Genomic DNA, 13,880 nt, shown 5'->3' with positions numbered 1-13,880 from the left:
CCCCTCTTTTCTATAATCCTTTTCGTTTTGCTTCGTCCCAGTACTGATCGAGCTCTTCAAGGGTATAGTCCTCAAACGCCCTGCTGCTTGCCTTTACTTTTTCCTCGATGTACTGAAACCGGCGCGTAAACTTTTCATTTGTTTCATAAAGCGCTTCTTCGGGATGGATTTTTAAGAATCGGGCCACATTGACAAAGGCAAATAATATATCGCCAAATTCCTTTTTTGCGCGCTCAAGGCCTTCCGCCGTTCCATCCAATTCATTGACGAATTCTTCAAGCTCTTCCTTCACTTTCGCCAAAGCAGGGGCAATCTCCTGCCAATCAAAGCCAACCTTCGCGGCTGATCTTTGCAATTCATAGGCCCTCAACAAATTTGGTAACGACTTTGAGACCCCTTCAAGGATGGTGGATGGTGCTTCGCCTTTTTCCTGTTTCTTAATCTCCTGCCAATTTTGCAAGACTTCTTCACTATTTGCAGCAATAACATTTCCGAACACATGGGGATGCCTGCGAATCATTTTTGCGGACAAGCCTTCGATGACATCATCAATGGAAAAATACCCATCATCCTCGCCAATTTGGGCATGAAGCATCACCTGAAGCAGGACATCTCCCAGTTCTTCCATTAAGTGATCAATATCTTCACTGTCGATCGCGTCAATAACTTCATATGTTTCTTCAATTAAGTACCTTTTTAATGACTCATGGGTTTGTTCCTTATCCCACGGGCAGCCATTTGGGCCCCTTAAATCAGCAATGATTGAGCGCAGCTTTGAGAAATTTTTTAATAAAATTTCCTCTTCTGTCACTGGCGGGACATAGACCGATGTGAGGTTATTGATTGTGACATTCCGGTCCAATTCATATAAGGGCAATTTTTCGATGAGTTCATGTTTGCTTCCTGCTGCCGTTACGATATACACCTGATAATCATCCGGTAATTTCTCCATTAACGTTAGCTTTACATTCGAGGCAATGAATTGGTCGTATACTTGACTAATAATGATATGCTGGTCGATTTGCAGCTGGGAGGACACGAGAGCCGTGCCATCGAGCAATTGAAACCCTTCAACCGGGTCAATTTTTAATGAAGCAAACAGGGCATCAAGAAAGCTCTGCCCGCCGCCAATGATGATTTCCACTTCTTCCTTTGGTCCGTATTCCAAAAGAAGCTGCACCGTCCGCTCGGCAACGAGCGGGTGTCCGGGAACAGCATAAATAACCGCTTCCGTTTGGGCTAGTTTCAATAATGTCCGGGCGATTTCCTCGTATACCGCTTCAAACTGATCGTATTTTTCATACACACTGTCAAAAGAGGTATAGGATAATCCTTCTTTTTCAAGTTCGGGAATGACTGGATGTTCTTTCGTTCTTAAAAACAGTTGCGGCGCCTGAAGCAATTTCTTATAAACACCAACCGGGAGCTGTTCAAGGTCGCCTGCTCCCAAGCCGACAATTTCAATATTTTTAACCATTGATTAATTCCTTTCCTTTCGCGGGAGAAAATGAAGTAATTTGCTTCCAAATGGGAAAAGCCCCAATTCTTCCTCAAGAAATACGTTCCCCCTGATGATGATTACTAAAAAGATGACGCCGCCGAGTGACACAGCAGTTAACGATTGCAACGCCGCTCCCAGCCGTTCTGACCCAATCGTGGCAACAAGATGATTCGTTACAAATAAATAGCCTTTTAAAAACAAAACCATCGTGATGGCCGCTGTTAGCACTATTCTTAAAAAACGTGATGGAAACAGCGGGATTGCAATTATTTTTTTAAATTTAAGCAATAGAAAAACTGTGACCAGTCCTAAAGCTAAAAGCGAAGATATCGCCGCCCCCATCGTTCCAAATAACGGAATGAAGACCATATTTAATAGATATTTAAGCGGAAAGGTGATTACCACGGCTATTGCTGGATAAAGCAGACTGCCGAGCCCCTGCATAATCGCAATGATCGTTGAAATAATCGAGGCAAATAGAATCACAAAACCCAGCACCCCTAATACTGCTGAACCATTTGTATTTTCAAACAGCATCACATTGGTGGGATCGATAATCGCCCATAAACCCGCTGAAGCTCCCAGTCCAATCACGATGCTTACCTTAATCGCTACTTGAATTTTATGATGTAAGAAATCTGGTTTTGCTGCTAATCGCTCGCGGCTTATGAGCGGCACAAGTGTTAATGACATCGAGGCCGCAGCGACTGTCCCTAATTGGATTAATGGCTGACCGCGGTCGAAAACACCCTTTAAGCTTTTAGCGAGATCTTGTTCCGTGCCGTTTGCTACAAGTAAGGAGTATAAATTTAACGAATCCGCAAGCTGCATTAAAATCATCAGCATTCCACTCAAACATATTAACAGTCCTTGAAAAGTGAGCATTTTTACAATTCGTTTCACTTCCAACGAGTTATTTTGCAACATCCCCCTGCTAGGAGCGATTACTTTCCATTCTTTACGTTTCCGGACAAACATAAACAAAATGAGGCTTGCAATCACACTCCCGGTTATTGAGCCAACCATCGCCCCACCGCCTACAAAATAGAGGGAATAGCCTTTTTCCATGAAAAGCGAAGCTAGAAAAATAATCGTCAAAACACGGATGGTTTGTTCCCCGACTTGCGATACCGCCGTCGGGACCATTTCGCCAATTGCTTGGTAATACCCTCTTAATAGGGCAACAAACGGAAAGATCAAAAACACAATCGAGACAACCCTTAATAAGATCGCTAATTGTGGGTCCGTCATCCACGCTGCAATTTGTCCGGCTCCACCATAAAGGATGAGGAAACAAACAATGCCGATGACCTGTAAATAAACGAAGGATACGAAAAGAAGCAGGCGGGATTTTTCATCATCCCCATTCTCCTTTTGTTCCGCATATAGCTTCGAAATTACCACCGGGAAGCCCGTGGTCGACAGGACAATCGCCAATCCATAAAACGGATATACCTGCTGATATATGTAAAAACCAATATCCCCGACAATGTTTTGGAAAGGAATACGGTAAAACGCACTCAATATTTTCGTAAGGAGTGCGGCGAATGTTAAAATAAACGCGCCTTTAAATAGCGCAGTTGAATGATTCATTGATTTCATTTGCGGCGGTCCGCCCCTTTTCAAATAAATAAACTAGAGGTAATTATAGCATAGTGGGGGTTTTAATGAATGCGGGAAAACCGGACCGAGTGCCAATTTAATTAATTTACTTTTCTAAATATTTTATTATATAATTATCTTCGTGGTAAGAATTACCTTTACGAGGAGGGGTACAGGATGTTTTCTAACGAGTCAGCGCTTAATTTAATGATTAATAACCTGTGCATTCCTACTAGTCTACCATCCTATTCCTAACAAAACGGTAAATTGCCGCTTTGTGACCGAAAGACCTTGTAGCTGCAGGGTCTTTTATTTTTTTCAAATTTATGAGAGGGGGTTTTTAGCATGATCATTTTTCAGTTAACTAATTTTTCAAACGTTGAGGTAATCGAGGATGGTTAGTGAAAAAATACGCAATGGATGAGGAGCAAACAAATGAAAATCGTAGAATATCGTCATGATTTAGCTGAAAAGGTCGCCGATATGTGGAATCATAGCCGTGAAGGCTGGGGCGGCAGCAATGATATTTCGACCGCTGAGAGTATTCGGCAGCAGGAAGAGAATTCAATTAATCTAAATACTTATTTAGCAATGGATGAAAAGTGTGTCGCCGGATATTGCGGTGTCAGTGAATACCGTGAGGATAGCGGTGCGCTCTACATCCCTTTGCTTAACGTGCGCGAAGAATACCAAGGGAAAAAGATTGGCAAACAGCTGGTGCTGAAGGCCGTCGAACGAACCATTGAATTGGGCTGGCCGCGGCTTGACCTCTATACTTGGGGCGGCAATATTAAGGCAGTTCCCTTGTATAAAAAATGCGGCTTCTTCTGGGAAAACCGCGATGACACCGTTCATCTGATGAACTTCATCCCCGCGGTACTCACCACAGAGGCAGTCCAAGGCTTTTTTGAAAAAGCGGATTGGTACCAAGACCGAAAAATGGAAATTGAAGTGAAGCCCGATGGCAGGAAAGAAAATGGGTTTGATTTCTATGAGTACAAGTGGGAGAAGGATGGACAGCGGCTGCGGATGGAATATGAACGCAAAGGCCGTGGCCTAAGATTGATTGAAACGGACGAATATTTCATCTCAGCCTCAATAGAACAGCAGGACCTGATCTTCGGTGCAGAATACCCGATTCAATTCAAGATAGAAAACAAAACGAATGAGCCGTTAACTATTGCGATTGAAGGGTTCGATGATCAAAATATCCACTTTGATTATGCGAAGCAGTTGACAGTGATGGATTCAGAGATTGTCGAAGGCAGATTCTTTGTCGGTGAAATTATGGAAGAACAAAATATTTGGCGCACCCACCCAACCGTGGCCGCTAAAGTGACGATCAATGGGAAAGAAGCCACTTTTAAGCTCGGTATTAATAGCAAATACCCCGCCAAGGTAACGGCGAAAGTTCCGAATGATCTGCCCTTTCTTGAGAGCGACTCAGAGCTCTATTTAGAGTTGGAGAATCATTTCAATGAAGAAGTGCACTTCTCGTTTATATTACCGAAGGCAGACTTTATTGAGTTTGCAAATGAGCAGGTGCAAATTGAGCTGGGAGCTAAAGAGCGGAAGCTCCTCCCGATTCCTTACCGCTTAACAGAATATGGCTTTTATCAGCAGCCATTACAAATTAAAGCAGTAAAGGAATCAGGTGAACCGATTTATTTTTCCAAAAAAATTGGCTTAGCGTTTTACGGGATGAGCGCCAAATTGACCGGAGAATGTGACGACTATTGGCATGCCTATAACGGACTCGCCCATGTGTACTTAAGTAAATTTGATAATCGCCTTTATTTGGGACGCTCCGGGTCCGCTGAAGAGGATATACCTTTCTTTTTCTATCCGAAGCTTGGCAAACCTTTTTCAAGCGAATTCTCGAAAAAACGGCCCGATCACATCGAATTTTTTGAAGAAAAAGGGGCTGTTTGTCTGAAGGCTGTTTATCATTCACAGTCATTTCCGGAGCTGGAGCTGTACTCGATTGCCAGGGTTTATGCTGAAGGATTGATGGAGCATCATTATCAAATTCATAATCTTGCCGATACGGCGACGAAGCAGGAAATTTGGCTGAATGACAGTCATAATTTCGTCCAGACCATGTACGGTTCTACTTTTCCTTATGATGGTCAGATGATTGAGGTCAATGAATTGAAGGATGGAATGATTGGGTATTGGCAAAGTGATAAACTGGATGAGAATTGGATTTTCAAGCGCGATTCTGCTCTTCCAAGCGGGATTTGCTGGAGCGGTAAGACAAAGGTTCAATTTGAACATTGGTTCTTATTCTTTGAACACAAACTTGGGGTAATCCCGGCCAATGGGATAGCGAAGACACAACCAACTTATCTTTCAATGGGGGCATTCCCAACCTGGGAGGCTTTCCGGACGTTTGCACTTAAAAAAGTTCATGCTGTTGAGGCGGCAACCGCTCAACCGGCACAATTTTACCCAGAGAATCATAATCCGTTTGTTCAAGGGCAGACGACGGTTCATTATAAGAATGCGAAGCTTGCCCATCTTGACGGTGAAATTAGTGTTCAGATTGAAAGTCAGGAAGCAGTAAAGAAACAACAGTTTTCCCAAGAAGATGCACAAAGTGAAGCTGTTTTTCCGCTGCATTTCGATGGCGGGTCAGGGGTGCAGCTTCTTAAGCTCAGTGCCGACCTAAAAATAGAACAATCGGAGAAGCGCTCGCTTATCATTTGCCCAGACAATACGGTGATTCAAACCGAGCAATTTGTCGAAGATGGAATCCCCGTTTATCAGGTTGATAATGGGCTGGTCAGCATTAAAGCGGCTCCGGACTTTTTCCCTGCCCTCTATTCGTTAACCTATAAGGGGCACGAATGGCTCGATACGTCATTTCCTGCACTTAAGCCTAAAGCGTGGTGGAACCCTTGGGCCGGCGGAATTCGCAATGCCTTATTAAACATGTCAGGCAATTCCCTGATAAAAGAGGAACGGTCGGCGGAGTTTGTTGCTATCACCGATAACAAAGGAAATCGTTGGACGGGAATCAAGCTCCAGGTTCGAATTTTACAGCATGAATCCTTTAAAGGGCTTACCTACAACCAATATTATTTACTGCAGCCGGGTGCTCCTGTGATGTGCCATACCACCGAAATTCTGCAGGATACCAATCAATATTTTAAAAATCAAGGTTGGTTTTGCCAGGCTGCTTTTAAAAATGTGGAAAATAGCTGGATCGAGTATCATCCGAGTCAGAAAGCGTATTTTGGAAAAGGTGAACTGGAAATCGATGTGAAACAAAGCTTTACCATTGGTCATGAAGCTGTATCTGAAAAACTTCAGGTCATCTCTGATTACCAGGCGGGAAAATCAGACCTTTACCTAAATAAAGAAGTCGCCCATCATACGGTCTTTTCAAAACTGCATTTACGACATGGAGAAACATATTGGACTGCACCGATTTTCTATCTGTTTAATGATGAGAAGATTCCTGAAGATGCACTTCAAGATTTAAAAAATATTCGCTTTTGTGGTACTAGCGGCTGAGAGGAGACGAGTGCGTGATGCGAATTATTGATGCCCATATGCATTTTTCTAATATTTCAAGCTTTAAGGAGACTGCCAGGAATCTGTCGAAGCTGGATTATTCATCCGCTGGTTTATGGCAGGAGTATCGCGATGCGAATGTTGTGCTTGGAATTGCCATGGGGTTAACCGAGACCAAAGAGGACGGCTTCCCGGATTATGAGACGGCAACACCAATGGGCCTTGATTTAGAAGCACAGCTTCCCGCAAACATCTGTTATTGTCCTGGAATTAACCCGTATCGATTAGGCGCTCAAGAATTGGCGGCACTTGAGGCGCTGCTTGAGAAACCAGAGGTCGTCGGGATAAAAATATATCTTGGCTACTATCCGTTCTTTGCCTATGATGAGGTCTACAGTCCTGTTTATGAGCTGGCGATTAAATATGGGCTTCCGGTAGTGTTTCATACCGGGGATACGTATTCGGAACGCGGCTTGCTGAAGTATGCCCACCCGCTTACCCTTGATGAAGTGGCGGTGAAATATCGCGAGATTAACTTCATGATGGCGCACTTTGGCGACCCGTGGGTCCTTGATGGTGCTGAGGTTTTATATAAGAATCGCAATATGTATGCGGACTTGTCCGGGCTTCTTGTTGGTACAAAGGTTGATTTGCAGAAAAAGCTGGAGTCACCTTATTTTTTTAATCACCTGAAACATGCGCTGGCCTTTACCGATGATTATTCAAAGTTTCTGTTTGGCACGGACTGGCCTTTAGTTCAAGTGCAGCCCTATATTGAGCTGTTACAGGAGTTGATTCCGCAAGAGGCGCATGAAGACTTATTTTTCAATAATGCGGTAAAGCTGTTTCCGAAAATTAAGCGTTTTGTAGAATAAGTAACAAAAAGTGAGACCTGGAGATTAGAGGTTATACTTCAGAATAAGGAATTTTTTGGAGAATTGATTTTTTCCCTAAATTAATTTGTAAAACGGCCTTTAAGAGGCCGTTTTTTTGGTTTTTAATTGCCTATCCAACTTCGGAAAAATCTTTTGGCTATTTTTTATAGAGGTTTGGCTATTTTTCAAGGGGTTTTGGCTAATTAGACATTTACTGGAAAAATCAAAAGGCTTAAAAGAACTAGATCCCCTTCCTATCGACAAAAAAAGACAGCCTAGGCTGTCTTTTTTAGTTAGGATTCCATTTGTCGTGCTAAGAACCCCGCAGCTGTTTCTACCGCTTTTTGTTCAACTTCACCTAAGGTTCCTTCTTTAGAATAGATAATTACCGCTCCAATCGGGTCTCCATTTGCAATAATTGGACCAATCGTATAGGAAGAAACTGATTCTTCATTTCCATCAGCTAAGGCAATATCGCCTTGCTGGGTATGGAGAACTGAGTTGCGCTCTTCCATTGTTTTTTCCACTAAATCGCTAATATTTTTATTTAAATAATCCTTCTTAGAACTGCCTGCTAAAGCAATATACGTATCTCGATCACAAATTAATACCGGATTTCCGAGGCTGTCAAATAGTGCTTCTGCATACTCCTTGGCAAAATCGCTTAATTCGCTGATTGGTGAATACTTCTTTAAAATGACTTCACCGTCTCGATCAACAAAAATCTCTAACGGATCCCCTTCGCGGATACGCAGGGTTCTGCGTATTTCTTTGGGAATGACAACGCGACCCAAATCATCAATTCGACGAACTATTCCAGTTGCTTTCATCCAATGTTGCCTCACTTTCATCTGATGATTTTTCAACTTGGTGGTTGACTTCTTTTCCTTTAATTGAAATCATCACCAACTTTGAACTTAGTATCTTTCAACTGGAAAGTTCTATACACATTCGGAATATTTTTTCACAAATAAAGTAAATAGTCTAACAAATGGAAGAAAGCACACTGTTTTTCTTTTATTTCACCGAATTTTCCTTATCCCTTTTTGCCAGCGGGATTCCTTTAATCATTTCAAGCGCAATATGGAGCCATTGTGTTGTCCGGTACTCCTTATTATTAATCACGACTTTGAGTCTGGACCCTTCCATTCCTGGGTTTACATTTCTGCCAAATTGACTGCCGAGGTGGAAGATTTTGCTGCCATCAATTGTCTTCGTCACTTCTTCACTGACAAGAATAGTTACCTCTTGTTTGACTTGCTTAATTTGTTCCACACCATTAGTTAGTGCATAAACTTTCATTTCGGCAATCTGGAACAGATAGGAAACTTCGTCTGGATACTCGCCAAAACGGTCAAGCATTTCTGACTGCAGCTCGGCGATATCTTCGAGCGAAACCGCTCCCCTAAACCGCTTATACATCTCGATTTTTTGATGTCCATCCTTAATATAGGTATCAGGAATATACGCATCAATCTCAAGGTCAATTTCAACTGACTTTTTCACTTCAGCAGCTCCCAAGTCTCCCTTTCGTTCTTCAATTGCTTCCTTCAGCATTTGTGAATAAAGGTCAAAACCCACAGAGTCAATATAGCCATGCTGCTGGGCACCTAATAAGTTTCCTGCACCCCGGATTGTCAAATCACGCATCGCAATTTTAAATCCAGAACCTAATTCAGTAAACTCTTTAATTGCCTGCAGACGTTTTTCTGCGACCTCTGTTAACACTTTGTCCTTACGGTAGGTGAAATAGGCGTAAGCGACACGATTTGATCTTCCTACACGGCCACGGAGCTGATAAAGCTGGGAAAGTCCCATTCGGTCCGCATCAAAGACAATCAATGTATTGACGTTCGGAATATCGACACCGGTTTCAATAATCGTTGTGCTCACGAGAACATCAAATTCTCCGGCCAGGAAGCTAATCATGACCGATTCTAATTCATTTTCAGACATCTGCCCATGGGCGCAGATAACGCGCGCATCAGGGACGAGCATGGAAATTTCCTCTGCCTTGCGTTCAATATCTTCTACTCTGTTATATAAAAAGTAGACTTGTCCGTCACGCGCAAGCTCCCGCTCAATCGCTTCCCTCACCAACAATCCATTGTATTCCATCACATATGTCTGCACCGGAAAACGATTTTCTGGCGGTGTCTCGATGACCGATAAATCGCGGACACCAAGCATCGACATATGAAGTGTTCTTGGGATTGGCGTTGCTGTTAAGGTTAGGACATCTACATTTGTCTTTAACTTTTTAATTTTTTCTTTATGGGTAACCCCGAACCGTTGCTCTTCATCGACAATCAATAATCCTAAATCGCGATAAACAATGTCCTTCGAGAGTAAGCGGTGTGTTCCGACTACAATATCGACCGTACCTGCTTTTAAGCCTTTGGTTGTTTCTGTTTGCTGTTTCTTTGAACGGAAACGGCTTAACAGACCAATATTAATCGGATAGTCTTGGAACCTCTCCCGCATCGTTTCAAAATGCTGCTGGGCCAAAATGGTGGTTGGCACTAGCAGTGCAACTTGCTTGCCGTCTGCAATCGCCTTGAAGGCAGCACGAATCGCAACCTCCGTCTTTCCATAACCAACATCGCCACAGAGCAGGCGGTCCATTGGCCGCGGCCGTTCCATATCTTTTTTAATTTCGTGAATGGAACGAAGCTGGTCTTCTGTTTCTTGGTAGGCAAAGGATGTTTCAAATTCCCTTTGCATATCCCCATCGGGAGAATAAGCAAAGCCAATGGCTGCTTCACGTTCGGCATACAATTTGATTAAATCGTCCGCAATATCTTGAACTGATGATTCGACCTTCTTCTTAACCTTTTTCCAATCGGTACCGCCAAGCTTATAAACCTTGGGCTCTTTTCCTTCTGAACCGACAAATTTTTGAACAAGGTCAATTTGTTCAACGGGAACATACAATTTATCTGACCCTTGATAGCGAATATGAAGATAATCTTTATGGACTCCATTGATAACTAGTGTTTCGATGCCTAAATATTTCCCAATCCCGTGATTAACGTGAACAACATAATCACCAATTTTAAGCTCCGAGTAACTTTTAATCCGTTCCGCATTTGATAGCTTCTGCCGGCTCGCAGGCTTTTTCACACGTTTACTAAATAATTCTTCCTCGGTAATAACCGCAATTTTTTGGATCGAAAGTTCAAAGCCTGTATGGAGATTGCCCTTCATTATTTGAACCTTGCCCGGCAAGATTTGCTGATTTTCTTTGATAATACTGCCCTCAATCTCATAGTCCTCAAGGACACGCTCGAGCTTTTTAACCCGCTCTTCATCTGCTCCTAAAAATAAAATAGAATAATTACCTTTTTTCCACCTGTCGATTTCCGCTTTTAATACATGCATTTGCCCGTGAAAGTTCTGCATTTGCTTACAAGAAATATTGAGAATATTTTGCGGGTTTGTATTGGCGACATGACGCAAAAACAAGGACATATACAGAATCGGGAATTCCTTCTTTTGCAAAAGGGCCGGTAAGTCATGGGAAATATGTAAATCATGAATGATTTCACCTTCTGCGAGTAAACCGGTATACCATTCTGCTTCCTCTTTTACAAGGGAATCATTCATCTCTTGTACCCTGCTAATTTCATCAATAAACACAAGACCGTTCTTAGGCAGATAGTCTAGTAAACTATGAGGCCGGTCGTAGGCTAAGGATAGGTATTTATATACTTGATCAGGCTTTTGTCTGTTTTTTAACTGCTCAAGCTCATGGCTAATATTCTGCGTCAGCAGAATTTTTGCCTTGTCATCTTTCAGCTTTCTAAGGCTGCTAGCCAAGCCATCTTCAAGCTTAGCAATAACCCTGCCGTAATCCTCGTCTTCTAGCAGGATTTCAGTTGCCGGACCAACCAATACCTCACTTACTTTCTCTTTGGAACGCTGGTCCTCAAGAGAAAAGTAACGAATTGAATCTACTTCCGTGTCAAATAATTCGATTCTCAGCGGGTTTGCTTCGGTAAGCGGGTAAATATCAATAATTCCGCCCCTGACACTGAATTCCCCCGGGGTTGTTATCATTTCCGCCCGTACATAACCCATTTTGACAAATGTTGATAATAACTTTTCAATATTGATGTCTTCCCCTAGTTTGATGGACAGCTGATATTGCTTCCACAATGCCTTAGGGGGTATGATTTTCTTTAACCCGGCAATAGGGACAATTAATACTCCTCGATTAAACCGCGACCAGTGATTTAAGGCTTCGATTCTTTGTGCCTTTAATTCTGGGCTGGCAACGCTTAGCTCTGCGGCTATTAATTCGTTCGCTGGGAAAAGAAAAACCTCATTCTCCCCTAATAGATTGGCAATATCGTCATAGAGTTTTTGTGCTTGTAAAAGATTGTGGGTTACCAGGATGATTGGCCTTTCCATTTGTTCGTAAATAGCAGCGGTCATGACCGTTCTAGATGAACCTGATAAACCCGCAATCAACTGTTCTTTCAACCCTTCTTCCACGCCGGCAATAACGGAGTGGATATCTTCCTGCTGGAGGAATAAGGACTTTAATCCGTTCAAGCGGTTCTCCTCCCTTCCTTTAAAAATATATCATTTTGGTAGTAGAAAATTATAAATAGAAAAACGCTTTGGAGGTAAATCCAAAGCAAAAAATTAGTGAATAAGAAAATCGTATTGGTGGTAATCAGGATTCCGTTCTAAAGCTTCTTGACAGTCCTCACATATAGCTGTGATATGGATATCGCCGGTTACGTCATATGCAACCATTTCCTGTCTTTCTTGGTCCGTCAGTTTATGAAGCCCAAGAGTTTCTGAGTGGACGGAAGTTCTATCAATAGACCCTAGTTTTGTACCACAATGCCTGCAATGGTAATGGATGGCCACGCTGGTCCCTCCCTAATCTATGATTCCTTATTAGTATTAACTTTAGCGAGGGAACTTATTCAACGTGTATACGTACTTCTCTATCAACTAACATTCAATAAATTATTGGATTGCTTTATTGTATGAAAGAAGGACTTGTATCATGAAGAAATTACTGATTAAATTCATTCATAACTTGAAGAAAAGGCTTCTCCAGCCATGCAAGGCAAGAGTCAGCACTTTTTTTCAAGGATTCCTCAGTAAGCGCCTTCTCATCCGGTCGGAAACGGCCGAGAACGTAATCAGGAACACTAATCGTCCCTGGCAGAGGGCGGTCAATGCCTATCCGAATGCGATTAAATTGCTGCGTGCCCAGGTGAGCGACGGTTGATTTTATGCCATTGTGTCCGCCCGGGCTTCCCTTTTGGCGGAGCCTGATTTTCCCAACTGGTAAATCAAGGTCATCATAAATAACAAGCAGGTCTTCGATGTCTATTTGGTAGTAATCCATGACAGCTCGAATCGATTCTCCCGATAAATTCATATAGGTTAGCGGTTTTAATAGTAATACCTTTTCCCCTTTATGTAATCCCGTTCCGTACAGTCCCTTAAATTTGGATTGTGTTAGCGGGATATTCAATTGACTTGATAAGGCATCAATGACATCAAAGCCAATGTTGTGCCTTGTATGTTCATACTGTTTTCCAGGGTTACCTAAACCAACGATTAATTTCATCGGGCCCCCTACCTCCTCCGGTTTAGCCAACCTTTTAAAAAATTTTCGAAACATCATTTTTTCTCCTACTCTATATTATGCGACAAAAGACGTAACCTTTTTTAAGGTTACGTCCGCTTATCTATTCCGGAGTTGTTTCTCTGCCTTCTTCATTGTCAGGGTGGCCTTCTTCTTGCTGCTCACCCGCATTTATTTCTTCTTCTGCCTTTGGAGGCAGAATGGATGCGACCACATCGACTTCATCATGATTGATTTCAAACTCTGTACCTTGATATGGAATATCAGCAACTGTCAGTGTGTCGCCTACTTGCAAGCTGGTAACATCCACTTCAATTTGCTGCGGAATTTTGTCTGGTGTAGTCGTAACCGATAGCTCATGGAATGGCTGCTGCAGGACCCCGCCATCCTTTACTCCTGCTGCCTCACCCGTGAGGACAACCCTTACATTCACTGTAATTTTTGATGACTTATCAACGGCAAGAAAATCAACATGGATGATTTCATTTTTTATAAAGTTCTCTTGATATTCGGTTAAAATGACATCCTGTTTACTGCCATTGATATCAAGGGAAATAACTCCATTTCTGCCGACTGTGCGCATCGTTTTGGTTAAATCAGCTGAGCTGATATATACCGGTTTGCTTTCTACTTTCGAACCGTAAATGATTGCAGGAATATTGCCATTATCTCTAATTTTCCGCAATGCTGAGCGGCGTAACTCTTTCCGTTCATTCGCTTGTAAGACTGTACTCATTGTTTGTCACCTTCCTATTTTAGATACAACTAT

9 protein-coding genes are annotated in these 13,880 nt (G+C 42.5%); 2 read left to right on the top strand and 7 right to left on the bottom strand.

From position 1 onward, the window contains the following. Nucleotides 1–10 precede the first annotated feature (10 nt). A complete protein-coding gene (gene yabN, locus ACFVSW_RS25130) occupies nucleotides 11–1,477 on the bottom strand; it encodes a bifunctional methyltransferase/pyrophosphohydrolase YabN (protein WP_387319343.1) in 1,467 nt (488 codons plus the stop codon). Between the two features lie 3 nt (nucleotides 1,478–1,480). Next, nucleotides 1,481–3,103: a putative polysaccharide biosynthesis protein gene (locus ACFVSW_RS25125; protein WP_387319342.1), complete on the bottom strand. Its 1,623-nt coding sequence runs from the start codon at nucleotides 3,101–3,103 to the stop codon at nucleotides 1,481–1,483. A 435-nt stretch (nucleotides 3,104–3,538) separates the two neighbouring features. On the opposite strand from ACFVSW_RS25125, the gene ACFVSW_RS25120 reads away from it, so the two are divergent. Together ACFVSW_RS25120 and ACFVSW_RS25115 are read left to right on the top strand one after the other, a co-directional pair. Further along, entirely contained in the window at nucleotides 3,539–6,622 is a 3,084-nt protein-coding gene (locus ACFVSW_RS25120) for a GNAT family N-acetyltransferase (protein WP_387319341.1), read from the top strand. Between the two features lie 17 nt (nucleotides 6,623–6,639). After that, nucleotides 6,640–7,497, top strand: a complete 858-nt coding sequence (locus tag ACFVSW_RS25115) for a TatD family hydrolase (protein ID WP_387319364.1) — start codon at nucleotides 6,640–6,642, stop codon at nucleotides 7,495–7,497. Between the two features lie 293 nt (nucleotides 7,498–7,790). Here the strand turns inward: ACFVSW_RS25115 and spoVT are convergent, their stop codons facing one another. The 5 genes from spoVT to ACFVSW_RS25090 all read right to left on the bottom strand — a co-directional run bounded on the left by spoVT (nucleotide 7,791) and on the right by ACFVSW_RS25090 (nucleotide 13,847). Beyond that, nucleotides 7,791–8,327 (bottom strand): stage V sporulation protein T, encoded by a 537-nt coding sequence (gene spoVT / locus ACFVSW_RS25110; protein WP_387319340.1) that lies wholly within the window; start codon nucleotides 8,325–8,327, stop codon nucleotides 7,791–7,793. Nucleotides 8,328–8,514: 187 nt separating this feature from the next. After that, nucleotides 8,515–12,054: a transcription-repair coupling factor gene (gene mfd / locus ACFVSW_RS25105; RefSeq protein WP_387319338.1), complete on the bottom strand. Its 3,540-nt coding sequence runs from the start codon at nucleotides 12,052–12,054 to the stop codon at nucleotides 8,515–8,517. Nucleotides 12,055–12,147: 93 nt separating this feature from the next. Beyond that, nucleotides 12,148–12,378 (bottom strand): anti-sigma-F factor Fin, encoded by a 231-nt coding sequence (gene fin, locus ACFVSW_RS25100; protein WP_387319337.1) that lies wholly within the window; start codon nucleotides 12,376–12,378, stop codon nucleotides 12,148–12,150. Nucleotides 12,379–12,529: 151 nt separating this feature from the next. After that, nucleotides 12,530–13,093 (bottom strand): aminoacyl-tRNA hydrolase, encoded by a 564-nt coding sequence (gene pth, locus ACFVSW_RS25095; RefSeq protein WP_387319336.1) that lies wholly within the window; start codon nucleotides 13,091–13,093, stop codon nucleotides 12,530–12,532. Between the two features lie 121 nt (nucleotides 13,094–13,214). Then, a complete protein-coding gene (locus ACFVSW_RS25090; RefSeq protein ID WP_387319335.1) occupies nucleotides 13,215–13,847 on the bottom strand; it encodes a 50S ribosomal protein L25/general stress protein Ctc in 633 nt (210 codons plus the stop codon). Nucleotides 13,848–13,880 lie beyond the last annotated feature (33 nt).

This window comes from Neobacillus sp. NPDC058068 (genome assembly GCF_042885335.1).
In the GTDB taxonomy this organism is placed as follows: Bacteria; Bacillota; Bacilli; order Bacillales; family Cytobacillaceae; genus Neobacillus.
This window is presented reverse-complemented; position numbering and strand designations above follow the sequence as displayed.